The sequence below is a fragment of the Cypionkella aquatica genome (genome assembly GCF_030161095.1).
Classification (GTDB): Bacteria; Pseudomonadota; Alphaproteobacteria; order Rhodobacterales; family Rhodobacteraceae; genus Cypionkella; species Cypionkella aquatica.
The window spans coordinates 21,740-48,609 of sequence record NZ_BSPP01000001.1 but is presented as its reverse complement, the minus strand read 5'-3'; the positions used below and the strand labels follow the sequence as shown (position 1 = coordinate 48,609).

The following is a 26,870-nucleotide window of genomic DNA, read 5'->3' as shown; positions in this document are numbered from 1 at the left end:
TAATTTCTCCGAGAGAATTTGTCAACAATTCACTCGGCAACATGCACGGAGCATACATGCCCGAAGTTATCTTCGCCGGCCCCGAAGGCCGCCTTGAAGGCCGCTACCATCCGCAAAAAGAGCGTGATGCCCCAATCGCAATCGTGTTGCATCCGCATCCGGCCTATGGCGGCACGATGAACAACAAGGTTGTCTATAACCTGCATTATGCGTTTTACAACCTTGGCTTCACGGTGATGCGGTTCAACTTCCGCGGCGTCGGGCGCAGCCAAGGCGAGTATGATATGGGCATTGGCGAGCTGTCTGATGCAGCCTCAGCCTTGGATTATCTGCAATCGATGAACCAGAACGCCAAGCATTGCTGGGTGGCTGGCTTTTCGTTTGGCGCATGGATTGGCATGCAGCTGCTGATGCGCCGCCCGGAAATTACCGGTTTCATCTCGGTCGCGCCGCCCGCGAACCTGTATGATTTCAGCTTCCTCGCGCCCTGCCCGGCTTCTGGCCTGATCATCAACGGCACCGCCGACAAAGTGGCGCCGCCGAAAGATACCACCAACCTCGTGAACAAACTGCACGAGCAAAAGGGTATCACCATCACCCACACGCAGGTTGAGGGCGCTGATCACTTCTTCAAAGACGAAGAGGCGCATATGAAGCCGATGATCGACACGGTGTCGGGCTATGTGAAGCGTCGTTTGACCGAAGTGACCCGCTAAATGGGGGTCGTCGAGGATATGGGCGACGCACTCGCCCGCGATGTGATCGCCGCGATGGAAGAGCTCGACGATCACCGTCTGCCTGACAAGGTGTCGAAAGTGCTGCTCGACGCCTCACCCACCATGCAAGAGGCGTTCCTGACCGCCTACCGCGTCCGCGTCGCCGAGATGCGCGGGCGCAAATATGTTGACGCGCTTTTGAAAGCCAAGCGCGAAGGCACCGCCCCGCCGGTTGGCCCACATATGCAGTCGAGTGGCCATTGAGCGCCGCAGGTGATGCGCGGCTAGAGGCGCAATTCGCCTTTCTGAACGAGGCAGATCGCCTGAAATCCGTGCTGCGCGCCACCACCTTGTGCGATGGCTCGCGGCGGGAAAACTCTGGCGAACATAGCTGGCATCTGGCGCTCTATGCGCTGGTGCTGGCCGACCAAGCCGCCCCCGGTGTCGACATTTCCCGCGTGATTAAGATGTTGCTGATCCATGATCTGGTGGAAATAGACGTCGGCGACGTGCCGATCCATTCAGCAGATGGCAAGGCGCACGCCTCCGCCGACACCCAAGCCGCCGAATCCCGCGCCGCTGATCGGATCTTCGGCTTGCTTCCCGAGGATCTGCGTGACGACCTGCGTGCTATCTGGAATGAGTTTGAAGCAGCCCTCACCCCCGACGCCATCTTCGCCAAATCGCTCGACCGCGTGCAGCCCGTGATGGCCAACCTGCAATCCGGCGGCGGCACTTGGATCGAATACAACGTCACCGCCGAACAACTGGAAAGCCGCGTCGGCAGCAAAATCGCCAAAGGTGCGCCAAGGCTGTGGGATTGGGTGCGCGAAAAGACGCGGGTTTACTTCAAATAGCCCCCTTCATTTCAGTATACCATCGCATACCATCTTTCCTTTTACGGCATTTTCACATACACCATTCACAACGAATCCAACCATAAGGGGCCGACATGACCAAGATTAAGGTAGCCAACCCCGTTGTCGAACTTGACGGCGACGAGATGACCCGGATCATCTGGGATTTCATCAAGCAAAAGCTGATCCTGCCCTATCTCGACATTGATCTGAAATACTACGATCTGGGCATCGAAGAGCGTGATCGTACCAACGACCAGATCACCATTGATTCTGCCCATGCGATCCAGAAGTACGGCGTCGGCGTCAAATGCGCGACGATCACCCCGGACGAACAGCGGGTAGAGGAATTCAACCTCAAGCAAATGTGGAAATCGCCGAACGGCACCATACGCAACATCTTGGGCGGCGTGATCTTCCGCGAGCCGATCATCTGCAAAAACGTCCCTCGCCTTGTTCCCGGCTGGACCCAGCCCATCGTTGTGGGCCGTCACGCCTTTGGCGATCAGTACAAAGCCACCGACTTCCGCTTCCCCGGCGCAGGCAAACTGACGATGAAATTCGTAGGCGACGACGGCACCGTGATCGAGAAGGAGGTTTATCAGGCCGCGTCCTCGGGCGTCTATATGGGCATGTACAACCTTGATGACTCTATCATCGACTTTGCCCGCTCCTCGTTCAATTATGGTTTGCTCAAAGGCTGGCCGGTGTATCTTTCGACCAAAAACACGATCCTGAAAGCCTATGATGGCCGCTTCAAGGATCTGTTCGCCAAGGTTTATGCCGAGGAATTTGAAGACCAGTTCAAAGCCAAAGGCATCCATTACGAACATCGTCTGATCGACGATATGGTGGCATCGGCGATGAAATGGTCGGGTGGCTATGTCTGGGCCTGCAAGAACTATGACGGCGACGTGCAGTCCGATACCGTGGCGCAAGGTTTCGGCTCTTTGGGTCTGATGACCTCGATTCTGATGACTCCCGATGGCAAAACTGTCGAGGCCGAGGCCGCGCATGGCACCGTCACCCGCCACTTCCGCGAGCATCAGAAGGGCAAGGCGACCAGCACCAACTCCATCGCGTCAATCTTCGCATGGACGGGCGGCCTGAAGCACCGCGCGAAACTGGACAGCAACGAACAACTGATGCGCTTTGCCACCACGCTGGAAAAAGTCACCGTTGATGCGGTCGAAGATGGTTGGATGACCAAGGATTTGGCGCTGCTGGTTGGTCCAGATCAGAAATGGCTGACCACCATCGGCTATCTGGAAAAGGTCGATGAGTATCTGAACAAAGCCCTGCAAGGCTAAGGTCTGATCCTTATCATAGCAATCAAAGGCCCGGCGTTGCGTCGGGCCTTTTTTTATTTCACATCAGCGGCTTGGCTTACGCATCGCCATGGCCGCAGCAAAATTCGCCCAAAATTTTCGCAGAACCCCGGAACAGGAATCCCTGCGGCGCGTTGACGCGGTGCAAAGATCGCCAGCGCGGCGATCTCATCTCTGAGTGAAGGATGCCTCGAAATGGGTGGTATTATTTATCTTGTCGGCCTCGTTGTGATTGTCATGGCAATCCTCTCTTTCCTCGGCATGCATTAATTGGTTCTGAAAGCGAGTATCATGGAAAACACGGCACAAACCACAAATGCCGCAGCGCCAGCACGGCTGCTTGAAGGATCTTATGTTGACTGGGCCGCGATCTTCGCGGGCGCAGTTGTCGCCATTGCGATTGGCATTTTGCTGACTGGTTTCGGCTCAGCGCTGGGTCTGTCGACGCTGTCGGCTGAACCCGGTGAAGGCTCGGCAAAGTTCGGGCTTATCATCAGCGCGGTTTGGATTTTTCTGACCATCATCGCGGCCTATGCCACGGGCGGCTATGTCGCAGGCCGGATGCGTCGCCGCGTCGATAATGCGGCCGCCCCTGAGGTCGCCATTCATGACGCCGTAAACGGTGTTGTTGTCTGGGCCGTTGGCACCTTGGTTGGCGCGGTTTTGCTGACCAATGTGGTCACTGGCACGCTGGGTGCTGCCGGCAACGTCGCGGCAGCGGCAGGGTCTGCTGCGGGAACCGTTGTGCAAGCGACCGGGACAGCCGTGGGCGGTGTTGCGCAGGGTGCGCTGGCCGCAGCCGGAGCAGCAGTGCCAGACAGCGTCAAGGCCGATCCGATGGGTTACATCAACGACAGCCTGTTGCGTCCGCAAGTGGTGAACCCCGGCTCTGCCGACACCGCAAGCGTAGCAGCACATTCGGCTGCGATCATGGCGAATGTCGCAGCAACCGGTGCGATTTCGGATCAAGACAAGGCATATCTGGTCAGCGCCGTGGCCGCACAGACGCAGTTGAGCGCGCCGGAAGCTGCCGCGCGGGTCGATGAAACAGTCGCCGCTGCCGTCAAACTGCGCGAAGATACCGCCGCAGCCATCGAAACAGCCAAGGTCGAGGCGCAAAAGCTGGCGGATGATGCGAAAGCAACCGCGATTGCTGCCGCTGAAACCGCACGCAAAACCGCCATTCTTTCGGCCTTCGCGCTGGCTGCATCGTCTTTGCTTGCAGCTGTTGCGGCCTATATCGGAGCAGTGCGCGGCGGGCGTCACCGCGATGAGGGCAAGATCTCGGGGTTGTTCTCTTACAAAGGCTAAATCCAAAAGCCCTACTCATAGGCCCGGCCGTCGCGCCGGGCCTTTTTTTCTGCCTTGCGCAATAGGTCAGCATTGTTGACATAGATAACGCCCCGCGCTATGCACGATCATGACCGAAGCCCACCACCATTCTGTGATTGAAGACGCCCAAGGCATCGCCTTTGGTGTCTGCATGGCTGCGGTCGGCATGCACATCCTGACCTATCTGGGCTTCATCGCAGGCCAGACCACCGGGGTCGCCGCCTTGATCAGCTATGTAACTGGCTGGCCGTTTGCGCTGGTCTATTTCGCGATTTCGCTGCCGTTCCTGTGGTTTGGCTACAAACGCATGGGGCTGGAATTCACCCTGAAGACCTTTCTCTGCGTCGGTATGCTATCGCTTGCCATCGCTACACTGCCGCGCTGGCTGTCGTTTTCGCATATCGAACCGGCCTTCGCCGCCGTGCTGTTTGGCATCCTGTTCGGCATCGCTGCCCTCGCCGTTGTCCGTCACGGCGGCAGCTTTGGCGGTATCTCAATCCTGTGGCTGATCCTGCAAGACCGCACCGGCTTTCAGGCAGGCTACGCGCAACTGATTTTTGATGCAGTGCTGTTCACTGTCTCATTGCTGTTTCTCGACTGGCATATTTTGGGCTGGTCGTTCCTCGGTGCCGCCGTTTTCAACATTTTCCTCGCCATCAACCACCGCCGCGACCGATACATCGCCACCTGAAAAGGTTCCTCTGGCCTTTCCGGCCTATCTAGGCTATCGCCGCGCCAAAGCTGACAAAAGAAAGAGACCTCCCCGATGGAGCTTCGCAACATCGCCATTATCGCACACGTCGACCATGGCAAGACCACCCTCGTCGACGAGCTGCTGAAACAGTCCGGTTCGTTCCGCGACAACCAAGCGGTTGCCGAGCGCGCGATGGACAGCAACGACATTGAACGCGAGCGTGGCATCACCATTCTTGCGAAATGCACCAGCCTTGAATGGGGCGGCGCACGCATCAACATCGTCGACACCCCCGGCCACGCCGATTTCGGCGGTGAAGTCGAACGCATCCTGAGCATGGTTGACGGCGTGGTGCTGCTGGTTGACGCTGCCGAAGGCCCGATGCCGCAGACGAAATTTGTGACCTCGAAAGCTTTGGCTTTGGGTCTGCGCCCGATCGTGGTGCTGAACAAGGTCGACAAGCACGATGCCGAACCTTCGCGCGCACTGAACGAGGTTTTCGATCTGTTCGCCAACCTTGGCGCTGATGATGACCAACTCGATTTTCCGGTGCTCTATGCGTCGGGCCGCTCCGGTTGGGCGGACACCGAACTTGACGGTCCGCGCAAGGATCTGACCGCGCTCTACGAACTTGTGGTCAAACATGTGCCAGAGCCGAAACAGATTGCGCGCCGCGCCGAGCCCTTCCAGATGCTCGCCACCACCCTGTCGGCTGACCCGTTCATCGGTCGTATCCTGACCGGGCGTGTTGAGGCTGGCACCCTGAAAGCTGGCGAAACCATCAAAGCGCTGAGCCGCGATGGCGAAAAGCTGGAGCAGTTCCGCGTCTCGAAAGTCCTTGCTTACCGTGGCCTCGTGATGACCCCGATTGATGCGGCAGAGGCTGGCGATATCGTCACCCTTGCTGGCATGACCAAAGCTACCGTGGCTGATACGCTTTGTGCGCTGGAAATCGAAACCGCAATCCCGGCGCAACCGATTGATCCGCCGACCATCTCGATCACCTTCGGCATCAATGACAGCCCGCTTGCTGGCAAAGAAGGCTCTAAGGTGCAGTCGCGCGTGATCCGCGAGCGTCTGATGAAAGAAGCCGAGATCAACGTGGCGATCAAAGTCACCGACACCCCCGGCGGCGACGCCTTTGAAGTTGCCGGTCGTGGCGAATTGCAAATGGGCGTTCTGATCGAAAACATGCGCCGTGAGGGCTTTGAACTGTCGATCAGCCGTCCGCGCGTGATCTTCCAAGACATCGACGGTGTGAAATCCGAGCCGATTGAAGAAGTCACCATCGACGTGGATGATGAATACACTGGTGCTGTGATCGAAAAGCTGACAGGTCCCCGCAAGGGCGATCTGGTCGAGATGAAGCCCGCAGGCGTTGGCAAAACCCGCATCATCGCGCATGTGCCGTCGCGTGGCCTGATCGGCTATCACGGTCAGTTTATGACCGACACCCGCGGCACCGGCGTTCTGAACCGCGTGTTCCACGACTGGGCGCCGCACAAGGGCGCAATCGAAGGTCGCCGCCAAGGCGTTCTGATCTCGATGGAATCTGGGATCTCGGTCGCCTACGCGATGTGGAAACTCGAAGATCGCGGCCACTTCTTCATCGGCGTGCAGGAACCTGTTTACACTGGCATGATCATCGGCGAACACAGCCGCGACAACGATCTGGAAGTGAACCCGCTGAAGGGCAAACAACTGACCAACGTGCGCGCAAGCGGCACCGACGAAGCGGTGCGCCTGACCACCCCCGTCAAGCTGAGCCTCGAGCAGTGCATCGCCTATATCGACGATGATGAACTGGTTGAAGTGACACCAAAATCGGTGCGGATGCGCAAACGCTACCTTGATCCGAACGACCGCAAACGCATGTCGCGCTCGGCCTGAACCACAAAAACCCGCCGAAAGGCGGGTTTTTTCATGCTGCACCTGACACCCCGCAAGACAGTGAATATTGTTGTGCGCCCTGACTTCGCGTATAAAAACCCCCTAAGGTCGATCACGGGGATATCGCAGTTGCTGGTTAATCTGACAAACAAGGTCCGTACTTGGAACCGTTTGCGCGTTGAGCGGCTGCGTGCAGCCCGCGCCGAACAGGCGTCGCATGAACACACCTTGGGCGTGCTCGGCATCATGAAGAATGAAGGCGTCAACATTGATGAATGGGTGCAGCACTACGTTTCGGTAGGTGCGGGCAAGATCTTTCTGATCGACAATGGCAGCACCGACGACAGCGTCAGCAAGGCCAAAGCTTGGGTCGCCAAGGGCGTTGTCGAGCTTGTTGAATATCCGCAGCCGCATCGCCAACGAAAGCATTACTGGACCGCCTTCAACCAGTTCAAAATCGCGCGCAAATGCCAATGGCTGATCATCGCCGATCTGGATGAATTTTGGTATTGTCCCACAGGCGAGAAAATTTCCGACCAATTCAAGGATTATCGCGACCTGGACGTGATCTATGGCAACTGGCGGATGTTTGGCAGCAGCGGGTTGACAAAACACCCCGCCAGCATCCGGCAAGCCTTCACGATGCGCAATCCCAAGTTGCATTTTCACACTGGGCGCAAATATATGTGCCGCACCTCTGTGATCAAATCGGCGCAAACCATCGGGGTGCATGTGTTAAACGGCGCGCGCTCGGAACGCACTGTGTCGGATAATGAGAGGTTTCACCTCAATCATTACCCGATTCAAAGTCTGGAGTATTTCCAGAAGTACAAAATGACTCGCGGTGCCGCCAGCAAGATTGACCGGGACGGCTCGCGCAACATGCACTATTTTGAAAGTTTCGACGCCCCTGCCACTCAACCAGATCACGTGCTGGCCGATCTGGTGGCAAGCGGCAAACTCAAATAGGCTGGCGTCTTACTCTGCCGCCAGCTCCGACGCCGTGCTTTGCAGATAGCCTTCCACCAGTTTGCACGGCATGAATGCTTCGACCTGCACCTTTGCGCCATCAAAGGTGCAGAAGGTGTTCGAGGCGATCTGGTTCCAACCGCCCTCCTCCGCCTCTAGTGGTTCGGACACCACAGCCATACCGCCGCGCGTATCTGACCAACGATAATACAAGCTGGGGGCGGCATCATCTGTCGCATAGCGCACCGCATACAGCCGCTTTCCATCAGACAAAGCCGCCGTCATCCGCAGATGCGGTGCAGCCCCCTTGGCGCGTGCGAGAGCGATGAACCGCGCCGAAGCCCGCTCCAACGCAGCCCTCGGATCGCTGTCCAAGCCTTCGGCAAGTGCCACCAGAAACAGCGCTTCCGAATCCGTCGCCCCTTTGCGCGCGGCATAAAGCGTATCGGGAATCATCATATCGGCATCGCGGCGGAAATGGTCATAGCCGCCGACCTGACCGTTATGCATAAACGACCAGACACCATGCACAAAGGGGTGGCAGTTGTTGCGGCTGGTCGCCGTGCCGGTCGAGGCCCGCACATGCGCCAGAAACAGCCCTGATTTCACCTGCGCTGTCAGGCTGCGCAAATTGGGGTCAGACCAGGCCGGCAGCACGTCGCGGTAAAGCCCCGGCTCCGGGCGATCACCATACCACGCCACACCAAAACCATCAGCGTTAATCGACGAATGGCACTGCGTCGCGCCATGGCTTTGGTGGATCAACGAATGGCCGGGACGGCTGATGATCTCTTCCAGAAAAATCGGCGCACCCGCGTAAGCTGCCCAACGGCACATAAAACTGCCCTCACACTACCGGGCCTGACTGGCCTCTTAAGGAAAACATACCACAACAGAAGAAATATGCAGCATAATTTTCCGACAAATTGGCGTGATCCCGAAAACTATTCGCCCAGCTCTTCGACCACAACCAAATCACGCTGCGAGGCCCCTTTGGCATGGGCCAGCGCCGCTTGATAGGCGGCCGAGTGATAACACTCCACTGCCGCCTCAACGCTGGGAAAACGTGCGACCACATTACGGGCGCGCTCAACGCCCTCCAGCTGTACATAACGCCCTGATCTAGCAAGAAAATTTCCGCCAAAAGAGGCCAATATTGGCCCCGCCAGCACCGCATACCGGCCATAAGCCTCGGCATCCGTCACTTCAACATGCGCAATCCACAAAGCCGTTGCCATTCAAACCTCCAACGCGGCATGCACCGCTGCAATCGCCGCATCGGCAAGCGCAATATCGGCACCGCCGCCCTGCGCCATATCGGGCCGCCCACCGCCGCCCTTGCCGCCCAAGGCTTCGACCGCTGCCTTCGCCAAAGTCACTGCCGAAATCCGTGTCGTCAAGTCCGCCGTGACACCGGCCGCCACCGCAGGTTTCGCGCCGGTATCGGCAATCAGAACAATCGCGCCCGACCCGATCTGCGCCTTCATCTCGTCAATCAACCCCGGCAGATCCTTGCCGGACACCCCGGAAAGCACCTGAGCAATCAGCTTTACCCCGTTGATTTCCTTGATTTCCGGCCCGCCAGACTTGCCGCCCATCGCAAGATCTCGGCGCAATTGCGCGACCTCATTGGCCAAGGCCCGACGTTCGTCCTGCAATGCTTTCACCCGCTCAAGCACATCGCCCGGATGGGTTTTCAGCGCCAAAGCCACCGAGGCCAGCCGCTGATCTTGCGCACGCAGATGCTCCAGCGCCGCTTGTCCGGTCAAAGCCTCAATCCGCCGCACGCCTGAAGACGAAGCAGAATCGCTCAACAAAACAAACGCGCCAATATCGCCGGTGCGTGTCACATGAGTGCCACCGCAAAGTTCCAGCGAATAGGTTCGCCCCTCTGTCCCCTTGCCCGAGCCATCAAGTGCGCCCATCGAGACGACCCGCACCTCGTCGCCATATTTCTCGCCAAACAACGCCTGCGCGCCCAAAGCCCGCGCATCATCCGGCGTCATGATCCGGGTGTCGACCGCAGTATTTTGCCGAATGAATTCATTCACTTCGGCTTCTACCTTCATCTGATCGGCCTCAGACATCGCATGACCATGGCTGAAATCAAACCGCAGCCGATCCGCCGCGTTCAAAGATCCGCGTTGTGCGACATGATCGCCCAAAGCCCGGCGCAAGGCCTCATGCAGCAAATGGGTGGCCGAATGATTGGCGCGGATAGCTGCGCGCCGTGTGTGCGACACTTCAAGTTTCGCCGCTTGGCCGCGCAAAATCGTGCCTTCCAGAACGGTGGCAATATGCAGGAAAACCCCCGCCGATTTGCGGGTATCTGTCACTTCGGCCAGCCCGGTCGCGGTGCGGATCAGCCCGGTATCGCCAATCTGCCCGCCGCTCTCGGCATAGAACGGCGTTTGGTTCACCACGATCTGAACCGAGGTCCCGACCTCTGCCGCGCCAATCAGCGCGCCATCGCGCACCAACGCGTCGATCTGGCCTTCAGCAGTTTCGGTATCATAGCCAAGGAACTCAGTGACGCCATGCGCCTCGGCGATCTCGAACCAGATCTTGGCATCCGCGGTGCCGCCCGCCCCCGACCAAGCCGCGCGCGCCTTGGTTTTCTGCTCCTGCATCGCGGCATCAAAGCCCGCCACATCGACAATACGCTCTTTCTCGCGCAGTACGTCTTGAGTCAGATCCAGCGGAAAACCATAGGTATCGGAAAGTTTGAACGCCACATCGCCCGGCAAAGCAGCGCCTTCGGGCAGGCGTTCCAACTCATCATTCAGCAGGCGCAAACCACGGTCCAGCGTGGTCTTGAAGCGGGTTTCCTCCAGCAATTGCGTCTCTTCGATCAGGCTTTGCGCGCGCTGCAACTCGGGGTAAGCAGCGCCCATCTGCCGCACCAGCGCCGGAACCAGCTTGTGCATAACCGGATCCTGCGCGCCCAGCATGTGCAAATGCCGCATCGCGCGCCGCATGATCCGGCGTAACACATAACCGCGCCCCTCATTGCTGGGCATCACCCCATCGGCGATCAGGAATGAAGTCGAGCGCAAATGATCCGCAATCACCCGGTGGCTGGTTTTGCCGGGGCCATCCGGGTCGGTGTTGGTGGCATGCGCCGAAGCCTCGATCAGGCTGCGCATCAGATCAGTGTCATAATTGTCGTGTTTGCCCTGCAACAGGGCGCCAATCCGCTCCAACCCCATGCCGGTATCGATCGACTGCATGTCCAGCGGGCGCATCGTGCCATCCGCGAACTGCTCGTTCTGCATGAACACGTTGTTCCAAATTTCAATGAATCGGTCGCCGTCTTCTTCGGCAGACCCCGGAGGGCCACCCCAGATATGGTCGCCGTGATCATAGAAAATCTCGGTGCACGGACCGCACGGCCCGGTCGGCCCCATCCGCCAGAAATTGTCATCGGTCGGGATGCGAATGATCTTATCATCCGACAGACCCGCGACCTTTTTCCAGATCGCGGCCGCCTCGTCATCGGTATGATAGACCGTGACAAGCAGTTTATCCTTGTTCAGACCAAAATCCTTGGTCAGCAATTCCCAAGCAAAAGCAATGGCTTGATCCTTGAAGTAATCGCCAAAGCTGAAGTTGCCCAGCATCTCGAAAAACGTGTGGTGCCGCGCGGTATAGCCGACATTGTCCAGATCGTTGTGCTTGCCGCCCGCGCGGACGCATTTCTGCGCTGTGGTCGCGCGTTTGTAATCGCGCGTCTCAACCCCGGTGAAGCAATTCTTGAACTGCACCATGCCAGAATTGGCGAACATCAGCGTCGGATCGTTGCGCGGCACAAGCGGCGAGCTGTCCACCCGTTTATGGCCATTGCGTACGAAGAAATCGAGATAGGTCGAGCGGATGTCGTTCAGCGAAGCCATAGGCTTGGGCCTCCAAAAAGCTAGGAAAACTCTGGTCCCGCCCCGTTTATCTGCCGCTGCGGGGGCTGTCCACTGCCGATGCAAAAAGGCCGGGAACTTGGCGTTCCCGGCCTTGGTTTTCTACTGTTTGATCAAATGTCAATCATCAAGCAGCGCGCTGTCTTCCGGCCCGGTTGAGAAATCCAGGCCATTGGCGGCACGGATCTTATCTTCAATCTCAAGCGCCATCGCCGGGTTTTGCTTCAGGAAGCTTTTGGCATTTTCACGTCCCTGGCCAATCCGTTCATCGCCGTAGGAATACCAGCTGCCTGATTTCTCAACCACGCCAGCTTTCACGCCGATATCGACCAACTCGCCAACTTTGGAAATGCCTTCGCCATACATGATGTCGAATTCAACTTCCTTGAACGGCGGCGATACCTTGTTCTTGACCACTTTGACGCGGGTTGCGTTGCCGACCACCTCGTCGCGGTCCTTGATCGCGCCGGTGCGACGAATGTCCAACCGCACGCTTGCGTAAAATTTCAGCGCGTTGCCGCCGGTGGTGGTCTCTGGGCTGCCGAACATCACGCCAATCTTCATGCGGATCTGATTAATGAAAATCACCATGCAGTTCGATTTGCCAATGCTGCCAGTCAGCTTGCGCATCGCCTGCGACATCAGACGTGCCTGGCTGCCCATCTGCATGTCGCCCATATCGCCTTCGATTTCCGATTTTGGCACCAGTGCCGCCACCGAATCGACCACGATCAGGCTGACCGCGCCCGAGCGCACCAGCGTATCGACGATCTCCAACGCCTGCTCGCCAGTATCGGGTTGGCTGATCAGCAGCTCATCCAGATTGACGCCCAGCTTTTTGGCATATTGCGGGTCCAACGCATGTTCGGCGTCGACAAAGGCGCACACGCCACCTTTGCGCTGCGCCTCGGCCACAACATGCAGCGTAAGCGTGGTTTTGCCCGAAGATTCGGGGCCATAAATCTCAATAATTCTGCCCTGCGGCAGACCGCCAATCCCCAAAGCGATGTCGAGCCCTAGCGAACCTGTCGACGTCGCCTCAATCTCCATCACCGGATTGTCCTGACCGAGCTTCATGATCGAGCCCTTGCCGAACTGCCGTTCGATTTGTGCCAATGCGCTTTCCAGCGCCTTTGCCTTGTCCATATCGCGCTTCCCGTTCAACTCGATCAGATTTGCCGCTGCCATTGCTTTACCCTTATCCCACGCTTGTCATCAGGCGGCAATCGCCCAAGATGTTCCGTGTTTGTTTACCTTATATGAGGGTAAACAGAGAACATTTCAATCTAATTGTCGCAGCCCCAGCATTTCGCAAGATGATTAAGGATTGGTTACCAAAGAACATCTGTAGAACATATTTCGCCTTCTGGTCGGAATCGCCAGAACCCAATCGCACCCGCATCTAGTGAAGTTGCTCTTGCACCGTCGCGGTCAGATCGCTGAGCGAAAACGGCTTGGGCAAAAAGATCGAGTTTGGAATACGCGACTGCCCCTCCGAGAGCGATTCCTCGGCATAGCCAGAAACAAAGATCACCTTCACATTCGGGCGCGCTTGCAATGCCTGCCGAACCCAGCTTGGGCCATCCATCCCCGGCATCACAACGTCGGTGACGAAAATATCCACCTCAAGCGCCGGATCTTCCAATTGCTTCAAAGCCTCTTCGGCATTTTCGGCCTCTAGCACGGTGTAGCCCCGCATCCGAAGCGCGCGGCTGGCAAAAGCGCGCACCGGCGCCTCGTCCTCGACCAGCAGCACCACGCCCTCGCCTTGGCGCACGACAATTTTCTTGGCTGCCTGTCCGGCAACATTCGGCTCTGCTCGACCTTCAAAGATCGGGAAATACAGCTGAAAGATTGACCCTTCACCTTCGGTCGAATCAACGAAAATAAAGCCACCCGATTGTTTGACGATGCCGTAAGCGGTGGAAAGCCCAAGGCCAGTGCCTTCGCCGACCCGCTTGGTGGTGAAAAAAGGCTCAAAAATCTTCTGCAACCGCTCGGGTGGGATCCCGCACCCCGTATCGCTGACCCGGATCAGCGCATATTCACCCGCAGGCACCACCGCGCGGTCGCGGCGCATCTCGTCGCGCAGGGTCAGCGCCTCTGTGTCAATGCGGATGGTGCCGCCCTCGGGCATCGCATCGCGGGCATTGACCACAAGGTTCATGATCACCTGCTCTAACTGGCGTTTATCGGCGCGGATTGGGCCCAGATCTGGTGCATGCGCCAGCCGCAACCGCACCCTTTCGCCGACCAAACGGTTCAGCAAATGCGCAAGATCAGACAGCACATCCTGCACCTCAAGCCGTTCGGGTTTCAGGGTTTGCTTGCGCGAGAACGCCAGCAGTTGCCCGACCAAAGCTGCGGCCCGATTGGCGTTTTGATGGATCTGAATAAGATCGGCATAGGCCGCATCGCCGCTGTTGTGGCGCAGTAACAACAGATCACAATGGCCAGAGATCGCGGTCAGCAGGTTGTTGAAATCATGTGCAACACCGCCTGCAAGTTGGCCAATCGCCTGCATTTTCTGGCTTTGGACAAATTGTGCCTCAAGGGTTTTCAGCGCGGTCGCGTCCTGCAACACGGCAAGCACACCGGGGCGGCCCTGATCAACGATACGGCTGAGGGTGACTTGCAAAAACACCTCGCCGCCCAGTTTGCGCGCGCACAGCACTTCGGCACCCCCCGGCACGCGTTGATGGATCACGTCAGACAGCCAATCCGCCACCGGGCGGCCAAGGCCCTCAAACATTTCATGCACCATTTCCGGCTCGCCGTTCAGCGCAAGCAGATCCCGCGCGGCTTTATTCGCGATGCGCAGCGCGCCGTTTGCTTCAAATTTTAGCAGCGCGACCGGAACATTCTCAAAATCGGCGGACATGCTTTCATCAGTATGATGGCGTGGCAAAGGCAGCAGATAGATCTCGCGCCGCTCTCCCAACCCCTCAACCTCGGCGAGAATGGCGCGCACCGGGCCCGTTGCGGCCGACACCTCAATCTGTTCACCGGAATGAAGATTGCTTGATGTGAACACCCGATCTAGCCGTTTTGGCCGACCGCCAAGCAACCGTCGCATCGCATCATTGGTAAACAGCACCACCCCCGCTTTATTGGCGGTCAACATGGGCAGGCTGAGCGATTCTGCGCCGCGCCCGACCGCGGCACGGTCCTGAAATTCTTCCAGCCGCCACAGAAAGCGGGTTGCCGTCAGCCGGTGCACCGACAGTCGCAGCTGGCCCCGCCGTGTCGCCACATCTTCCCGCGCAGCCCCGGCGTGATTGGCGCGGGTTTGCAAACGGTAAAGCACCGCCGACGGGGCCGCGAAGTGATCTTTCATCGCCGCAATCAACGTGCTGCCCGGAGATGCTTCAAATCGGTTGCGCGCGGCGGCGTTCTGAAAGCCAATCTGCCCCAGCGCATCCGTGGTAAAACAAGGGGTTACATCAGCGCCCACCAAGGTGATCAGCCGAGCATCCAGCCGATTCTGCGCACGCTGCCCCAACCAGCCCGCGCCCTGTTTCATCATCGCCAACACGGCAAATGTCAGCCCTGCCGCCAAAAACATCAGTTGAGCCACAAGATACGGCGCAAGTAAGATGCCAAGCGCACACAGCGATGCAGCCGCGATCAACAGCCAAACGCCAAAATGAGAATGTCCAGCGGGCGACAAAACCCTGGCAAGACGTGTCGTCGAACTGGCCACTGCGCGCTCCGATCCGGGATTCGTTTTAGCTCACTTGACAGAAAAAGTGTTAACTGAGGCTTAACCTGATCTGGATAGCGCTAAAAATCACCTAGAAGTTGCGGCTGGCTTTAACTTTCCCGCGTCAACAGTGCCACAAAAAAACCATCCGCCCCCTGTAGCGGCGAGAATCGTTGCTGATGCGGGCTGTGCCACGCCGGATTCCGCTTCAGAAACTGCGCGATTTGGTCTTCGTTTTCCGCGCGCAGCATTGAGCAGGTCGCATAGGCCAAAGTGCCAGTGGGTGCCACAATCTGCGCCGCCCGGTCAAGAATATCGGCTTGAATTGCGCACAATTCTGCAAGGCGCGCGGGCGTCAGCGCCCATTTGCCTTGCGGATCGCGCCGCCAAGACCCCGAACCGGAACAGGGAACGTCTGTCAGGATCACATCGTAACCCGTTCCAATCGCAGCAGTTTCAACCAACTTGATCTGCACGCCAGCCCGCGCCGCCCGCGCCGGAATGTCGCGCATCCGCCGCGGGTCCACATCATGTGCGTCCACATCCAGCCGCGCCTGCGCCGCCATCGCCAATGCTTTGCCACCACCGCCGCTGCAATAATCCAGCACGCGCTGGCCATCCCGCAGCGGCAAGGCTGCGATCACGGCTTGGCTGGCGGCATCCTGCAACTCTACCATACCCGAAAGATAGGCTTGAGAATTTTGAATTTTCCGCGCGTTTTCCGTGACTTCCAAAGCGGTCTTCGCAAGTGAGTTTAAGCGGCAAAGAATGCCCTCATCCGCCAAGGCGGCCCGCGCCTCGGCAACAGCGGCCTTGGCCAGATTGACCCGCAAAAAAATCGGCGCGCGCCTGCGCATCGCCTGCATCACACCTGCAAAATCATCCCCCAAGGCCGCCTGCAAGGGGTCAGCCAGCCAATCCGGGCAATCAAGGCCGACATTGCCCTCTGCCGGAAAGCCTGCATCCGCCGCGCCCAAAACTGACGGGGCATGGCCGATGCCGGTGAACCATTCCGCCGGATCAAGCCCGCGATCGCGCAAGCCGCCCAGCACCAGACCGCGCCCGCTCAGCGCGCCCCCCAGCGCCGCATAAGAGCGTCGGCAGCGCAAGGCATCAAACACCAGATCCCGCACGCCCGCGCGATCACCCGAGCCTGCAAATCGGCTGGCGCGGCCCCAATTGGTCAAGGCTTGCTCTGCCGCCGCCCCTGCCAAAATCTGGTCCAGCACCTCGATGGCGGCGGAAAGCCTTGCTTGCGGTGTCATGGCCTGCTCCTGCTGCCCCGGATCAACCCCCTCCCTACAGGGCAAGCGGAAATCCCGCAACCAGACCCGCAGGCTCTGGCAATTGCAACCCCGCCGCCCCATCTTCAGACCTAGCGAGGTGCCATGCCCAATCCCAAGCCAAAAATTCCGTTTTCGCAACAATTGCTGCAGCTTGCACAAGATGGCAGTTCCGAACGTGTCAGTCTGGGCGACTTGCTGGCCGGGATCAAAGCCCATGCCCGCGCCACCCTATTGATCCTGTTTGCGATTCCAAATCTGCTGCCCGGCCTGCCCGGAACTTCCGCAGTCACTGGCCTGCCTTTGGTGTATCTGACTTTGCAAATGATGCTGGGCCGCCCGGTGTGGTTGCCGGGGTTTATCGCAAACCGCTCGCTTTTGCGCGCCAATCTGCTGGCGATATTAACCAAGGCTGAACCCTATCTTGCCCGGATCGAGCGTGTGCTGCATCCGCGCTTGTCGAGCCTTAGCAGCCCACAGGCGCAACGCATCATCGGCGGCGTCGGGGTGATCTTAAGCGTGCTGGTCATGCTGCCGATCCCCTTGGGCAATTTTTTGCCCGCCTTGGCCATCCTGATCGCAGCCTTGGGTCTGCTGGCGCAGGATGGATATTTCATCATCGCGGCCCTGGTGATCGCGGTTTTGGCCGTTATCGTTCTGGTTGGGGTCTATTGGGCGGTGATCAGCGCTGTGATCTACATGGCGCTCAGCACCAAAGCTTAAGGTAAAGATGGCCCCGCAACAGGGCCATCTATATGGATAATCAGCCAACTCGGTAATTCGGGCTTTCGCGGGTGATCTGCACATCATGCACATGGCTTTCCTTCAGGCCCGCGCCTGTGATCCGCACGAACTGGCAGTTTGTCCGCATCTCGGCCACGGTCGCACAGCCGGTATAGCCCATCGCCGCGCGCAAGCCGCCGACCATCTGGTGAATGACCTGCGCCGCCGTGCCCTTGTAGGGCACTTGCCCCTCAATACCCTCTGGCACCAGCTTGTCCGAGGCCGCATCCTTCTGGAAATAGCGATCAGCCGAGCCGCGCGCCATCGCGCCCAAAGACCCCATGCCACGGTAGGATTTATACGACCGACCGTTCCACAAGATCAGCTCGCCGGGCGACTCATCTGTTCCCGCAATCGCAGAGCCTACCATCGCGCAAGAGGCCCCCGCCGCAATCGCCTTGGCAAAATCGCCCGAGAATTTGATGCCGCCATCTGCGATGATCGGCACATTGCCCGCCGCGCCCGCCGCATCCATGATCGCCGTCAATTGCGGCACACCGACGCCCGCGACAATCCGCGTCGTGCAAATGCTGCCGGGACCAATGCCAACCTTCACCGCATCCGCGCCTGCGCCAATCAGCGCCCGCGTGGCCTCTGCAGTGGCGACATTGCCCGCGACCACCTGCACCTTGTTCGATGCCGCCTTGATCCGCTCCACCGCCACAGCAACCCCTGCCGAATGGCCGTGTGCCGTGTCAATCACCACCATATCAACGCCCGCTTCGATCAAAGCCATCGAGCGTTCAAACCCGGCGTCGCCGACGGTCGAGGCCGCAGCCACGCGCAGCCGCCCCATCTCGTCCTTGCAAGCCTGCGGGTTCAGCACCGATTTCTCGGTGTCTTTCAGCGTCAAAAGCCCGGTCAGCTTGCCCGCACCATCGGTCACCAACAGCTTTTCAATCCGGCGCGCCTTCATCAGGCTGATGGCTTCCTCGCGGTCAATCGGCTCGCGCAGCAGTGCCAGATTTTCGAACGACATCATCGCATGCACCGGCGTTTTGTCATCCGACGCAAATCGCATATCGCGGTTGGTCACGATGCCCAGCACCCGACCCTCTTTATCGACCACCGGAAATCCGGTGATCTGATAGCGCTCCATCAGCAGCTTGGCATCGCCCAAGGTCTGATCCGGCGTCAGCGTGATCGGCTGATAGACCACGCCGCTTTCAAACCGCTTCACCCGGCTGACCTCGCGCGCTTGCGCCTCAAGGTCCAGATTGCGGTGAATAACCCCAATCCCGCCCGCCTGCGCCATCGCAATTGCCATGCGTCCTTCGGTCACCGTATCCATCGCCGAGGACAGCAGCGGAATGTTCATCCGGATGCTTTGGGTGACAAAAGTAGCAGTATCCGCCTCCGATGGCAGCACTGAGCTTGCCTGCGGTACCAGCAAAACGTCATCAAATGTGAGCGCCTCGCGAATCTCCATGTTCACCTCCAACGGGGTCTAAGGGGAGTGTTCGTTTGACACGTCCCACTTTCACGGGCCGCAAGGATTGGCAAGGCCGAAACAGCGCTTGCGGTCAAAATCCCGCTCTCGCATGGTGCGCTGCATCTCCGGGGGAAATCCATGCGCGTCGCCATCATCGAAAACACCGCCGTCACCCATCACGGTCAGGTCGGCGTCGCCCTGCATGAGGCCGCAGCGGTGATTGATCTGTATAAACCGTGGCTGGATGGCCGCTTGCCTGCGCCCGACAGCTTTGATGCGCTGATCTCTTTTGGCGGTGAGCAAACCGCGTTATCCGATCACAGCCATCCGTATTTGCCCGATCTTGCCGCATTGCTCTACAATTCCGCAGTTTCGGGCAAGGCAGTTCTCGGCATCTGCCTTGGCGCGCAGGCGATGGCGCGAGGTGCGGGTGCTGAAAACACCATCGGCACCAATCCCGAATTTGGTTGGTGCCAGATCGGCCTGACCGATCAAGGCCGCGCCGATCCGCTGTTCGCAGCCCTCCCCGCCGACTTCCCGATTTTTGAATGGCATGCCGATCACTACACTTTGCCACCCGGCGCCGTGCATCTGGCCACCAACCCGGCCGCCCGCGTGCAAGCCTATAAAATCGGGCGCGCAGGCTATGCCACCCAGTTTCACTTTGAGGCAAGCCGCGCCGTGGTCGCAGATTGGCTGCAGCGCTTTCCCGATCTGATCGCAGCGCAAGCCCCCGCATTTACCGCCGAGCACGCCAGCCTTGCCGCAAGCGCGGGCCTTGCCGCCGATGCCTATGGTCTGGCCATCGCGCGGGCTTGGGTGGCGCTGATTTAGCGCGACATCTGCCAGAGCGCCGCCAGAAGCCCAAGAGCCTCCGGCGGGGATATTTAAGCAGAGAGGATGAACGGAACCCTAGCGCAGAAACGGGAACCAATCTTCGCGGAGCACTTGTCCCGGCACCATGTCATGCCCCGGATAGGGTGGCGAGGTGCGGCCCGGACGCTCTACGTACCGGGCATCATCGCCCAGAACCCGCAGGGAAAATGCCCGCCGCCGCGTGCCGGCCTCGTTGCCGCGCGCGCCGTGAAGGGTGCGATAGTTGAACGCCACCGCGTCGCCGGGCTCCATCTGCCATTCGCGCACCGGCATGCCTTCGGCATCCGGGTCTGGCACCGGCATGTATAGCTCCGGGTTCGGATAGAACGAGGTTTCCGCCAGCCACCGCGTCGGCAGCACCTCTTTCGGCCACAGATGCGAGCCTGCCACGCAGCGCAGCGACGCTTCCTTCACCGGATCAAGCGGCGACCAGAACGACACATTCTGCTGACCGCCCACAAAATAATACGGCCCATCCTGATGCCAGGGCGTCGCCCGAGCAGTCCCCGGCTCTTTCACCAAGACATGGTCATGGAACATCTGCACCCGCTCCGAGCCCATCAGCTTGGCCGCAACCTCAGCCACCTCGGATTGCTTGATCACCCGCTCAAACTCCGGGATTCTCTCCCAATTGCAATAATCGTCAAAGAACCGGCCTGATTCCCCCGGCTTCTGGTTTTCAGCGGCAAACGGCCCCGGCTCGGCCATGTTGCGTGCGATGCCTGCGCGCAATTCCTCAACCCAATCCGCCCACAGCCCTTTGATCAGCACCACGCCATCGCGCTGATACGCCTTGATCATTTCATCGGTGACTTCGACCATCCCGGCCTCCTGATTTCGCTTGGACCCAAGATGACGCGGCCTTAACATAACCGCAAATAATACCTTTCAATGTAGGTCATAATGCAATGCTATCCCTAACCCTGCGCCAATTGGAATATGCCACCGCCGTCGCCAGACATGGCGGCATGACCGCTGCGGCACAGGCGCTGCATGTCAGCCAACCGGCACTTTCGGTGGCTTTGGGCCAGTTGGAAACCCTGCTGGGCCGCCCGTTGTTTCTGCGGCGCGCGGGCGGTCGTTTGACCCCCACCGCCTTTGGCCGCAGCTGGCTGGAGCTTGCCGACGCGCAACTCAGCGCCCTTGTGCGCCTGACAGACCCAAACGCTGCAACCGAAGATATCCGGCTTGCGGTGTTCGCCGACCTTGCGCCGACCTGCCTTGCCCCGATCCTGACCTATACCGCAAGGCTGGCACCGCACCTGAAGATAACCCCGCAAGTGATGGATTTTGAAATGCTGTCCGATGCGCTTTACAAAGGCAAAGCCGATCTGGCACTGACTTGGGATCTGGGATTGCAAAGCGATATCGCCCGGCAAACTTTGGCACGGATCGCACCACATGCGGTGCTGGCCCCCGATCATCCGCTTGCGCATCATCCCAGCTTGCGCCTTGCCGATCTCGGGCCCGAGGCCCTGATCCTCACCGATCAGGGTCTGTCGCTGGGTCATATGCGCGGTCTGTTCGCGCAGGCGGGCCTGACGCCGCAAATCCGACACCGCACCGCCTCGCTTGACCTGATGCGCAGCTATGCCGCCAATGGTCTGGGCGTTGGTTTGTCCTACACAAACCCCGCCGCGCGGCTTAGCCCTGACGGCAAGCCGATCGTCACCCGGCCAATTAGCGATGCAGGAACCGAGCCGCTGATCCTTGCCCATCTGGCGCAAAACCCGCCATCTGCCGCAGCGCAGCAATTGGCCAGCCTGATCCCGCAGGCCTTGCCCACGACTTTGACCTGCGATGCGACGCCGGTGATTTGATACCGCTTTGGATCAAGTCACGCAGTATAACCCACTGAAAAAACGATAATCTGCAAAATTCTGCAAAGATTTCCGTCAAGCCCGCTCAAACACTTTGACCGCATCGCCCACCGCGGTTAGTGTCCCTGCGCAACCGTGACCCTTTGGCCAACAAAATTGCGATGAACCTCAAAGAACTAGCGCAAAAACTTAACCTCTCTCCTACAACCGTCAGCCGCGCGCTGAACGGTTACCCTGAGGTTAATGATGTCACGCGCGAGCGTATCGTTGCCGCCGCCAAGCGTTACAATTACCGCCCGAACACCCGCGCCATCCGGCTTGCCACCGGGCGGGCTTTGGCAGTAGGCCACGTATTTCCAGTGGCCACGAAATCCGAGATCATGAACCCGATTTTCGCCGATTTCATAGCCGGCGCGGGTGAGATTTATGCCGCCAACGGCTATGACATGCTGCTGTCCGTGGTCGCCGACGACGCCGAGGCTGCCGCTTACCGCGATCTGAAGTCACGCGGTGCTGTTGACGGCGTGATCGTGCATGCGGTGCGCACCTACGATCCGCGCATCGAAAGCCTGCGCGCGCTTGGGCTGCCGTTTGTCACGCATGGCCGCGCCACTGGCATTGAAACCGATTATTCTTGGGTCGATGTCAACAACCGCCGCGCCTTCCTGCGCGCCACCGAATTTCTGCTCGATCTTGGCCATGCCCGCGTTGCTTTGGTCAATGGCCGCGAGGATATGGATTTCGCGATCCGCCGCCGCACTGGCTATCTTGACGCGCTGGCAGGCCGCACGATTGCCGCCGACCCTGCCCTGATGGCCAGCGACGAGATGACCGAGCTTTCGGGCTATCGCGCGGCCAAGCATATGCTGGCGTTGGATAATCCGCCGACAGCTTTTGTTGCGGCGTCGATGTTGTCGGGCATGGGTGTGCGCAGGGCGATTGAGGGTCAGGGGCTGAAGCTGGGCCGCGATGTCTCGGTGATCATCTTTGACGACGAATTGAGCTATCTGCGCAACGGTGACGAGCTGCCGATTTTCACCGCCACCCGGTCGTCGGTGCGCGATGCAGGCCGGATCGCTGCGGAAATGCTGTTGGCGCTGATCGCAGACCCCGCCCAAGGCCCGTTGCATCGCTTGCTAGAGGCCGATCTCATCCTTGGCCAATCCACTGGCCCTGCCCCGCGTAAATAGCCTGTAATCAACAGCCTGCGGGCCAAAGTTAAGACAATGAGGTAACCGATGCCAACCCCACTCGCCCTAGTCGCTGACATCGGTGGCACCAACACCCGCGTGGCTTTGGCCGATGGCAAAGTCGTGCGCCCGGCCAGCATCCGCCGCTATGCCAATGCCGAATTCACCAGCCTGGAGCCGGTTTTGGCGCGGTATATGGCTGAAGAGGGTCTGAAATCAGTGGACGGCACCTGCGTCGCAGCGGCAGGCCCGGTGCGCGATGGTGTGGCGGTTATGACCAACCTGTCGTGGGTGATTGATGCCGCCCTGCTGATCCGGGCCACCGGGGCGGCCCAGACCGCGATCCTCAACGATCTGCAGGCACAGGGCCACGCTTTGGGCCATATCGCGCCCGAATTTCTGCGTCCCTTGATCCCCGGTCCGCAAACCGCGGGGGCGGCGATGTTGGTGGTGGGGGTTGGCACCGGAATGAACGCCGCACCCGTGCATGATACCGCGCAGGGCCGCTTGGTGGCACCCTCGGAATGTGGCCATATCGCAATGCCGGTGCAAACCGAACAAGACTTCCGCCTGTCGCGGTTCGTCGCCCATACGGGTGCCAATGCGCACGGCTATGCCGGGGTCGAGGATGTTCTGGCGGGCCGTGGGTTGGAGCGCGTGCATGCCTTCATCACCACCGAAGCCGGGGCTTTGCAAGATCTGAAAGCCGCCGACATCATGACCGCTCTTGCTGCGGGTGAGCCTTTGGCGCGGGAAACTGCCAAGCTTTACATGCACTTGCTGGGGCAAGAGCTTGGCAATCTCGCGCTGATCCATCTGCCCTTCGGTGGCATCTACCTGATCGGCGGCGTCGCCCGCGCCATGGTGCCCTATATGGACGAGATGAACCTGACGCAGGCCTTCCGCACCAAGGGACGCTTTGCCGAATTCATGCAAAGCTTCGCGGTGTTTGCGGTCGAGGATGACTTTGCTGCTTTGACTGGCTGCGCCGCCTTCCTTGCCAGCGGTGGGCGCGACTAGACGCCCAACCGATCCGCAATAAAGCTCAGCGCCACCTGCAAGCCATCGGGCGCAATGCCATGCCCGGTACCCTTCATCACATGACCATAGGTCGCAAAGCCATTGGCAACCAAAGCATTTCCCGCCGCCTGCATTTCGTCAAACGGCACCACCGGGTCTTGATCGCCATGCACCAACAACACTTCAGGCTTTACCTTAGCTTCAGCCTGCAATGTATCGGGAAACATCATCTTTCCTGATATCGCCACCACACCGCCCACCGCCACGTCGCGCCGAGGTGCGACATGCAGGCTCATCATCGCGCCTTGGCTGAAGCCCACCAGCACCAATGCTTCGGGAAGCAATCCTTCAGCGCTCAATTGCGCATCCAGAAACCCGTTCAAATCCTCTGCTGAGCGGGCCAAGCCAGCCTTGGCATCCGCCTCGCTTGATCCATCAAAGCGCGGAATACCAAACCATTGCCGGCCAAACGGATTGCCCGCACACGCCTCGGGTGCATCCGGGGCGTAAAACACCGTATTGGGCAGATGCGGACCCAACGATTCCGCCAGCCCCAAAAGATCCGCGCCATCTGCGCCATAGCCATGCACAAACACAACCATGCTTTGGGTAACACCAGAAACTGCCGCCACCCGGCCGAACTTCAATTCCCTCATCGGATACCTTCCCGCGATTTTACCACATGATAATAAGCCCATAGCACCCGGGCCGCAACCGATCGCCACGGGCTCCACGCCTCGGCCATGCCGCGCAGCACCTTTTCCGAGGGCCGCACCTCCAGCCCGAACAGCAGCTTGGCGCCTTCTTGCAACGCCAGATCGCCCGGCGCGAAGACATCCGCCCGCCCCAAAGCAAACATCGCATAAATCTCGGCGGTCCAACGCCCGATCCCTGGCACCGCCACCAATTCTGCGATCACAGCCTCATCAGCTTTGCCGCGCAAAGCCATGAAATCAATACCAGACCCCGCCAAAACCTTGGCATAGCGCGCCTTTTGCCGTGACAGCCCAACAGCGCGCAATTCCTCATCCGTGGCAGCCAGAACCCCGTCAAAACTGACCACGCCCGCAGCTTCCATCCGCGCCCAGATCGCATTGGCCGAGGCCACAGACACCTGCTGACCGACAATCGCATCCAACAGCGCGGTAAAGCCATCGGCATGACGCCGCAGCGGCAGAGCGCCCACCACCGTCAACGCCTGCGCAAACCGCGCATCCGACGCTGACAGCCACGCAGCCCCCTCTGCCACGCAATCCAGACTTTCAATGATCCGCCCAACACTGATTTCCGCAGCCATCACCCCTCCACCCCGCGCCATTCCATAAGGCCAGAGCGAATCCCCCTTGCCCAGCCCGAAACCGATGCCTACCGATGGCACATGATGACCGATCAAGACAGCCTCGCCCGCCGCAACGTCTATGTGCTCGTTGCTTCCCAAGCCATTCTTGGCGCGCAACTGCCGATGATGTTCATTATCGCGGGCCTCGCTGGCCAAAGCCTCGCCCCCAACCCGTGCTGGGCCACCCTGCCGATCTCGGCCATGGTGATCGGCTCGATGCTGACCGCCACACCAATTTCCGCCTTTATGGCCCGCTATGGCCGCCGCGCCGGCTTCATCATCGGCACGCTGGGTGGCACCTTGGGGGCCAGCATCAGCGCTGTCGGCCTGCTGTACAGCTCTTTTGCGCTCTTCGTTCTGGGCGGCTTGTTCTCCGGCATCTATATGTCGGCGCAAGGCTTTTACCGCTTCGCCGCCGCCGATACCGCTTCGGACAGTTTCCGCCCCAAAGCGATTTCCTGGGTGATGGCCGGGGGGCTGCTCTCTGCCATCGTCGGGCCAGAGCTGGTCAAACTGACCAATGACATCATGGTGATACCTTTCCTTGGCACTTACCTCACGGTGATCGTGCTGAACTGCGTCGGGGTGTTTTTGTTTGGCTTGCTGCGCATCCCAAAACCCAGCGCCACCACCACGGGCATGGATCAAGGTCGTAGCCGCGGCCAGTTGATCCGCACCCCAGCCATCGCGGTCACGGTGATTGTCGCCACGGTCTCTTACGCATTGATGAATCTGGTGATGACCTCGTCGCCTTTGGCCGTCGTCGGCTGTGGGTATCTGAAATCAGACGCTGCCAATGTGGTGATGGGGCATGTCTTGGCGATGTATGCGCCGTCCTTCGTCACCGGCAATATCATCAACCGCTTTGGGGCGCAAAAAGTGATGGCCACTGGCCTGATCATCCTCGCCGCCGCCGGAGCCGTCGCTATGGCCGGGGTCGATCTGTTCAACTTCTTCGCCGCGCTGATGCTGCTGGGTTTTGGCTGGAATTTTGCCTTCATCGGTGCCACCACCATGCTCACCACTCTGATCACCCCGGCCGAGCGGGGCCGGATGCAGGGCATGAACGACCTTATCGTATTTGGCGGCGTCACCATGGCCAGCTTTTCGTCGGGCGGCTTGATGAACTGCTCGGGCAGCTCGGTTCAGGCGGGCTGGCAAGCGGTGAACATGGCAATGCTGCCATTTCTCGTGCTGGCCGGGGGCGCGCTGATCTGGCTGGCCTTGCGCCCGCGTGAGACCCGCTAAGCCATGATCCGCGCCGCCACCCCGGCTGATCTGCAGCAGTTGTGCAAGATGGTCCACGCGCTTGCCGAGCATCACGGCGATACCGCGACGGCGACGGTTGCCAACCTGCAGCGTGATCTGTTTGGCCCTGCACCTTGGCTCCACGCCTTGGTGTTTGAAGATCGCCGTCGCCTGCTCGGCTACGCCGCTTTGACCCAACTGGCACGGCTGCAATATGGCCAGCGCGGCATGGATCTGCACCACCTGTACGTTTGTCCGGACGAACGCGGCGGCGGTATCGGCAAGGCGCTTTTGGCAGCAAGTTTGGACTACGCCCGCAAAAAAACAGCAAGCTACGTCACGGTGTCAACCCTGCCGGGAAATGACTTCGCGCAGGCGTTTTATCTATCGCAAGGTTTCACGCCCGCCCCGATTTCGGGCCTGCGCTATGCGTTTGATCTTGCGGCGAAGTCTTAACAAAGCGTTACCAAGGCCCTGTT

25 protein-coding genes are annotated in these 26,870 nt (G+C 59.4%); 15 read left to right on the top strand and 10 right to left on the bottom strand.

Features of this window, described 5'->3' with window-relative positions; translation table 11 throughout:
* Window positions 1–56 precede the first annotated feature (56 nt).
* From QQJ98_RS00240 to QQJ98_RS00205, 8 genes are all read left to right on the top strand, one after another.
* Window positions 57–716 carry an alpha/beta hydrolase gene (locus tag QQJ98_RS00240; protein WP_284323311.1) on the top strand — a complete coding sequence of 220 codons (660 nt, stop codon included), beginning with the start codon at window positions 57–59 and terminating at the stop codon, window positions 714–716.
* Window positions 717–980 (top strand): hypothetical protein, encoded by a 264-nt coding sequence (locus QQJ98_RS00235; RefSeq protein ID WP_284323310.1) that lies wholly within the window; start codon window positions 717–719, stop codon window positions 978–980.
* Window positions 977–1,573 (top strand): HD domain-containing protein, encoded by a 597-nt coding sequence (locus tag QQJ98_RS00230; protein WP_284323309.1) that lies wholly within the window; start codon window positions 977–979, stop codon window positions 1,571–1,573. The genes QQJ98_RS00235 and QQJ98_RS00230 overlap by 4 nt, the downstream gene beginning before the upstream one ends.
* A gap of 95 nt (window positions 1,574–1,668) precedes the next feature.
* Entirely contained in the window at window positions 1,669–2,883 is a 1,215-nt protein-coding gene (locus QQJ98_RS00225) for an NADP-dependent isocitrate dehydrogenase (protein WP_284323308.1), read from the top strand.
* A 309-nt stretch (window positions 2,884–3,192) separates the two neighbouring features.
* Window positions 3,193–4,212 (top strand): hypothetical protein, encoded by a 1,020-nt coding sequence (locus QQJ98_RS00220; RefSeq protein WP_284323307.1) that lies wholly within the window; start codon window positions 3,193–3,195, stop codon window positions 4,210–4,212.
* Window positions 4,213–4,321: 109 nt separating this feature from the next.
* Complete coding sequence (locus tag QQJ98_RS00215; RefSeq protein ID WP_284323306.1) at window positions 4,322–4,924, top strand: YitT family protein; 603 nt, start codon at window positions 4,322–4,324, stop codon at window positions 4,922–4,924.
* Window positions 4,925–4,999: 75 nt separating this feature from the next.
* Window positions 5,000–6,817: a translational GTPase TypA gene (gene typA / locus QQJ98_RS00210; protein ID WP_284323305.1), complete on the top strand. Its 1,818-nt coding sequence runs from the start codon at window positions 5,000–5,002 to the stop codon at window positions 6,815–6,817.
* 33 nt (window positions 6,818–6,850) lie between these two features.
* A complete protein-coding gene (locus QQJ98_RS00205; protein ID WP_284323304.1) occupies window positions 6,851–7,786 on the top strand; it encodes a glycosyltransferase family 2 protein in 936 nt (311 codons plus the stop codon).
* Between the two features lie 9 nt (window positions 7,787–7,795).
* Here the strand turns inward: QQJ98_RS00205 and QQJ98_RS00200 are convergent, their stop codons facing one another.
* The 6 genes from QQJ98_RS00200 to QQJ98_RS00175 all read right to left on the bottom strand — a co-directional run bounded on the left by QQJ98_RS00200 (window position 7,796) and on the right by QQJ98_RS00175 (window position 16,665).
* The gene (locus QQJ98_RS00200; protein ID WP_284323303.1) at window positions 7,796–8,623 is read right to left on the bottom strand and encodes a class II glutamine amidotransferase; all 828 of its coding nucleotides are present in this window, start codon (window positions 8,621–8,623) and stop codon (window positions 7,796–7,798) included.
* Between the two features lie 107 nt (window positions 8,624–8,730).
* Window positions 8,731–9,024 (bottom strand): DUF1330 domain-containing protein, encoded by a 294-nt coding sequence (locus QQJ98_RS00195; protein ID WP_284323302.1) that lies wholly within the window; start codon window positions 9,022–9,024, stop codon window positions 8,731–8,733.
* Window positions 9,025–11,679 (bottom strand): alanine--tRNA ligase, encoded by a 2,655-nt coding sequence (gene alaS, locus QQJ98_RS00190; protein WP_284323301.1) that lies wholly within the window; start codon window positions 11,677–11,679, stop codon window positions 9,025–9,027.
* Between the two features lie 138 nt (window positions 11,680–11,817).
* A complete protein-coding gene (recA, locus tag QQJ98_RS00185) occupies window positions 11,818–12,885 on the bottom strand; it encodes a recombinase RecA (RefSeq protein WP_284323300.1) in 1,068 nt (355 codons plus the stop codon).
* 214 nt (window positions 12,886–13,099) lie between these two features.
* Window positions 13,100–15,262, bottom strand: a complete 2,163-nt coding sequence (locus QQJ98_RS00180; protein ID WP_284323299.1) for a hybrid sensor histidine kinase/response regulator — start codon at window positions 15,260–15,262, stop codon at window positions 13,100–13,102.
* A 248-nt stretch (window positions 15,263–15,510) separates the two neighbouring features.
* Complete coding sequence (locus QQJ98_RS00175; RefSeq protein ID WP_284323298.1) at window positions 15,511–16,665, bottom strand: RsmB/NOP family class I SAM-dependent RNA methyltransferase; 1,155 nt, start codon at window positions 16,663–16,665, stop codon at window positions 15,511–15,513.
* 123 nt (window positions 16,666–16,788) lie between these two features.
* Here QQJ98_RS00175 and QQJ98_RS00170 point away from each other — a divergent pair, with 123 nt between their 5' ends.
* Window positions 16,789–17,406, top strand: a complete 618-nt coding sequence (locus QQJ98_RS00170; protein ID WP_284323297.1) for an exopolysaccharide biosynthesis protein — start codon at window positions 16,789–16,791, stop codon at window positions 17,404–17,406.
* A gap of 40 nt (window positions 17,407–17,446) precedes the next feature.
* Here QQJ98_RS00170 and guaB read toward each other — a convergent pair whose 3' ends face one another.
* Window positions 17,447–18,895 (bottom strand): IMP dehydrogenase, encoded by a 1,449-nt coding sequence (guaB, locus tag QQJ98_RS00165; RefSeq protein ID WP_284323296.1) that lies wholly within the window; start codon window positions 18,893–18,895, stop codon window positions 17,447–17,449.
* Window positions 18,896–19,036: 141 nt separating this feature from the next.
* Here guaB and QQJ98_RS00160 point away from each other — a divergent pair, with 141 nt between their 5' ends.
* Window positions 19,037–19,732, top strand: coding sequence for a type 1 glutamine amidotransferase (locus QQJ98_RS00160; RefSeq protein WP_284323295.1), 696 nt, complete (start codon window positions 19,037–19,039; stop codon window positions 19,730–19,732).
* Between the two features lie 78 nt (window positions 19,733–19,810).
* On the opposite strand, the gene QQJ98_RS00155 is transcribed toward QQJ98_RS00160, so the two are convergent.
* Entirely contained in the window at window positions 19,811–20,596 is a 786-nt protein-coding gene (locus tag QQJ98_RS00155) for a phytanoyl-CoA dioxygenase family protein (RefSeq protein ID WP_284323294.1), read from the bottom strand.
* An 86-nt stretch (window positions 20,597–20,682) separates the two neighbouring features.
* Between QQJ98_RS00155 and QQJ98_RS00150 the strand changes: the two genes are divergently transcribed.
* The 3 genes from QQJ98_RS00150 to QQJ98_RS00140 all read left to right on the top strand — a co-directional run bounded on the left by QQJ98_RS00150 (window position 20,683) and on the right by QQJ98_RS00140 (window position 23,804).
* Window positions 20,683–21,594: a LysR family transcriptional regulator gene (locus QQJ98_RS00150; RefSeq protein WP_284323293.1), complete on the top strand. Its 912-nt coding sequence runs from the start codon at window positions 20,683–20,685 to the stop codon at window positions 21,592–21,594.
* Window positions 21,595–21,755: 161 nt separating this feature from the next.
* Window positions 21,756–22,784, top strand: coding sequence for a LacI family DNA-binding transcriptional regulator (locus QQJ98_RS00145; protein WP_284323292.1), 1,029 nt, complete (start codon window positions 21,756–21,758; stop codon window positions 22,782–22,784).
* Window positions 22,785–22,832: 48 nt separating this feature from the next.
* Complete coding sequence (locus QQJ98_RS00140; RefSeq protein ID WP_284323291.1) at window positions 22,833–23,804, top strand: glucokinase; 972 nt, start codon at window positions 22,833–22,835, stop codon at window positions 23,802–23,804.
* Here the strand turns inward: QQJ98_RS00140 and QQJ98_RS00135 are convergent.
* Window positions 23,801–24,460 carry an alpha/beta hydrolase gene (locus QQJ98_RS00135; RefSeq protein ID WP_284323290.1) on the bottom strand — a complete coding sequence of 220 codons (660 nt, stop codon included), beginning with the start codon at window positions 24,458–24,460 and terminating at the stop codon, window positions 23,801–23,803. The genes QQJ98_RS00140 and QQJ98_RS00135 overlap by 4 nt on opposite strands.
* Complete coding sequence (locus tag QQJ98_RS00130; RefSeq protein WP_284323289.1) at window positions 24,457–25,101, bottom strand: DNA-3-methyladenine glycosylase family protein; 645 nt, start codon at window positions 25,099–25,101, stop codon at window positions 24,457–24,459. The genes QQJ98_RS00135 and QQJ98_RS00130 overlap by 4 nt, the downstream gene beginning before the upstream one ends.
* 81 nt (window positions 25,102–25,182) lie before the next feature.
* On the opposite strand from QQJ98_RS00130, the gene QQJ98_RS00125 reads away from it, so the two are divergent.
* Together QQJ98_RS00125 and QQJ98_RS00120 are read left to right on the top strand one after the other, a co-directional pair.
* A complete protein-coding gene (locus QQJ98_RS00125) occupies window positions 25,183–26,391 on the top strand; it encodes an MFS transporter (RefSeq protein WP_284323288.1) in 1,209 nt (402 codons plus the stop codon).
* Between the two features lie 3 nt (window positions 26,392–26,394).
* On the top strand, window positions 26,395–26,847 hold the full coding sequence (locus tag QQJ98_RS00120) for a GNAT family N-acetyltransferase (protein WP_284323287.1): 453 nt from the start codon (window positions 26,395–26,397) through the stop codon (window positions 26,845–26,847).
* Window positions 26,848–26,870: the final 23 nt, after the last annotated feature.

What these genes read in the sequence shown, in the direction of transcription:
- QQJ98_RS00240 (WP_284323311.1), top strand. Translation starts at nt 57, where the DNA reads ATGCCCGAAGTTATCTTCGCCGGCCCCGAAGGCCGCCTTGAAGGCCGC.
- QQJ98_RS00235 (WP_284323310.1), top strand. Translation starts at nt 717, where the DNA reads ATGGGGGTCGTCGAGGATATGGGCGACGCACTCGCCCGCGATGTGATC.
- QQJ98_RS00225 (WP_284323308.1), top strand. Translation starts at nt 1,669, where the DNA reads ATGACCAAGATTAAGGTAGCCAACCCCGTTGTCGAACTTGACGGCGAC.
- QQJ98_RS00220 (WP_284323307.1), top strand. Translation starts at nt 3,193, where the DNA reads ATGGAAAACACGGCACAAACCACAAATGCCGCAGCGCCAGCACGGCTG.
- QQJ98_RS00215 (WP_284323306.1), top strand. Translation starts at nt 4,322, where the DNA reads ATGACCGAAGCCCACCACCATTCTGTGATTGAAGACGCCCAAGGCATC.
- typA (WP_284323305.1), top strand. Translation starts at nt 5,000, where the DNA reads ATGGAGCTTCGCAACATCGCCATTATCGCACACGTCGACCATGGCAAG.
- QQJ98_RS00205 (WP_284323304.1), top strand. Translation starts at nt 6,851, where the DNA reads ATGCTGCACCTGACACCCCGCAAGACAGTGAATATTGTTGTGCGCCCT.
- QQJ98_RS00200 (WP_284323303.1), bottom strand. Translation starts at nt 8,623, where the DNA reads ATGTGCCGTTGGGCAGCTTACGCGGGTGCGCCGATTTTTCTGGAAGAG.
- QQJ98_RS00195 (WP_284323302.1), bottom strand. Translation starts at nt 9,024, where the DNA reads ATGGCAACGGCTTTGTGGATTGCGCATGTTGAAGTGACGGATGCCGAG.
- alaS (WP_284323301.1), bottom strand. Translation starts at nt 11,679, where the DNA reads ATGGCTTCGCTGAACGACATCCGCTCGACCTATCTCGATTTCTTCGTA.
- recA (WP_284323300.1), bottom strand. Translation starts at nt 12,885, where the DNA reads ATGGCAGCGGCAAATCTGATCGAGTTGAACGGGAAGCGCGATATGGAC.
- QQJ98_RS00180 (WP_284323299.1), bottom strand. Translation starts at nt 15,262, where the DNA reads ATGTTTTTGGCGGCAGGGCTGACATTTGCCGTGTTGGCGATGATGAAA.
- QQJ98_RS00175 (WP_284323298.1), bottom strand. Translation starts at nt 16,665, where the DNA reads ATGACACCGCAAGCAAGGCTTTCCGCCGCCATCGAGGTGCTGGACCAG.
- QQJ98_RS00170 (WP_284323297.1), top strand. Translation starts at nt 16,789, where the DNA reads ATGCCCAATCCCAAGCCAAAAATTCCGTTTTCGCAACAATTGCTGCAG.
- guaB (WP_284323296.1), bottom strand. Translation starts at nt 18,895, where the DNA reads ATGGAGATTCGCGAGGCGCTCACATTTGATGACGTTTTGCTGGTACCG.
- QQJ98_RS00160 (WP_284323295.1), top strand. Translation starts at nt 19,037, where the DNA reads ATGCGCGTCGCCATCATCGAAAACACCGCCGTCACCCATCACGGTCAG.
- QQJ98_RS00155 (WP_284323294.1), bottom strand. Translation starts at nt 20,596, where the DNA reads ATGGTCGAAGTCACCGATGAAATGATCAAGGCGTATCAGCGCGATGGC.
- QQJ98_RS00150 (WP_284323293.1), top strand. Translation starts at nt 20,683, where the DNA reads ATGCTATCCCTAACCCTGCGCCAATTGGAATATGCCACCGCCGTCGCC.
- QQJ98_RS00145 (WP_284323292.1), top strand. Translation starts at nt 21,756, where the DNA reads ATGAACCTCAAAGAACTAGCGCAAAAACTTAACCTCTCTCCTACAACC.
- QQJ98_RS00140 (WP_284323291.1), top strand. Translation starts at nt 22,833, where the DNA reads ATGCCAACCCCACTCGCCCTAGTCGCTGACATCGGTGGCACCAACACC.
- QQJ98_RS00135 (WP_284323290.1), bottom strand. Translation starts at nt 24,460, where the DNA reads ATGAGGGAATTGAAGTTCGGCCGGGTGGCGGCAGTTTCTGGTGTTACC.
- QQJ98_RS00130 (WP_284323289.1), bottom strand. Translation starts at nt 25,101, where the DNA reads ATGGCTGCGGAAATCAGTGTTGGGCGGATCATTGAAAGTCTGGATTGC.
- QQJ98_RS00125 (WP_284323288.1), top strand. Translation starts at nt 25,183, where the DNA reads ATGATGACCGATCAAGACAGCCTCGCCCGCCGCAACGTCTATGTGCTC.
- QQJ98_RS00120 (WP_284323287.1), top strand. Translation starts at nt 26,395, where the DNA reads ATGATCCGCGCCGCCACCCCGGCTGATCTGCAGCAGTTGTGCAAGATG.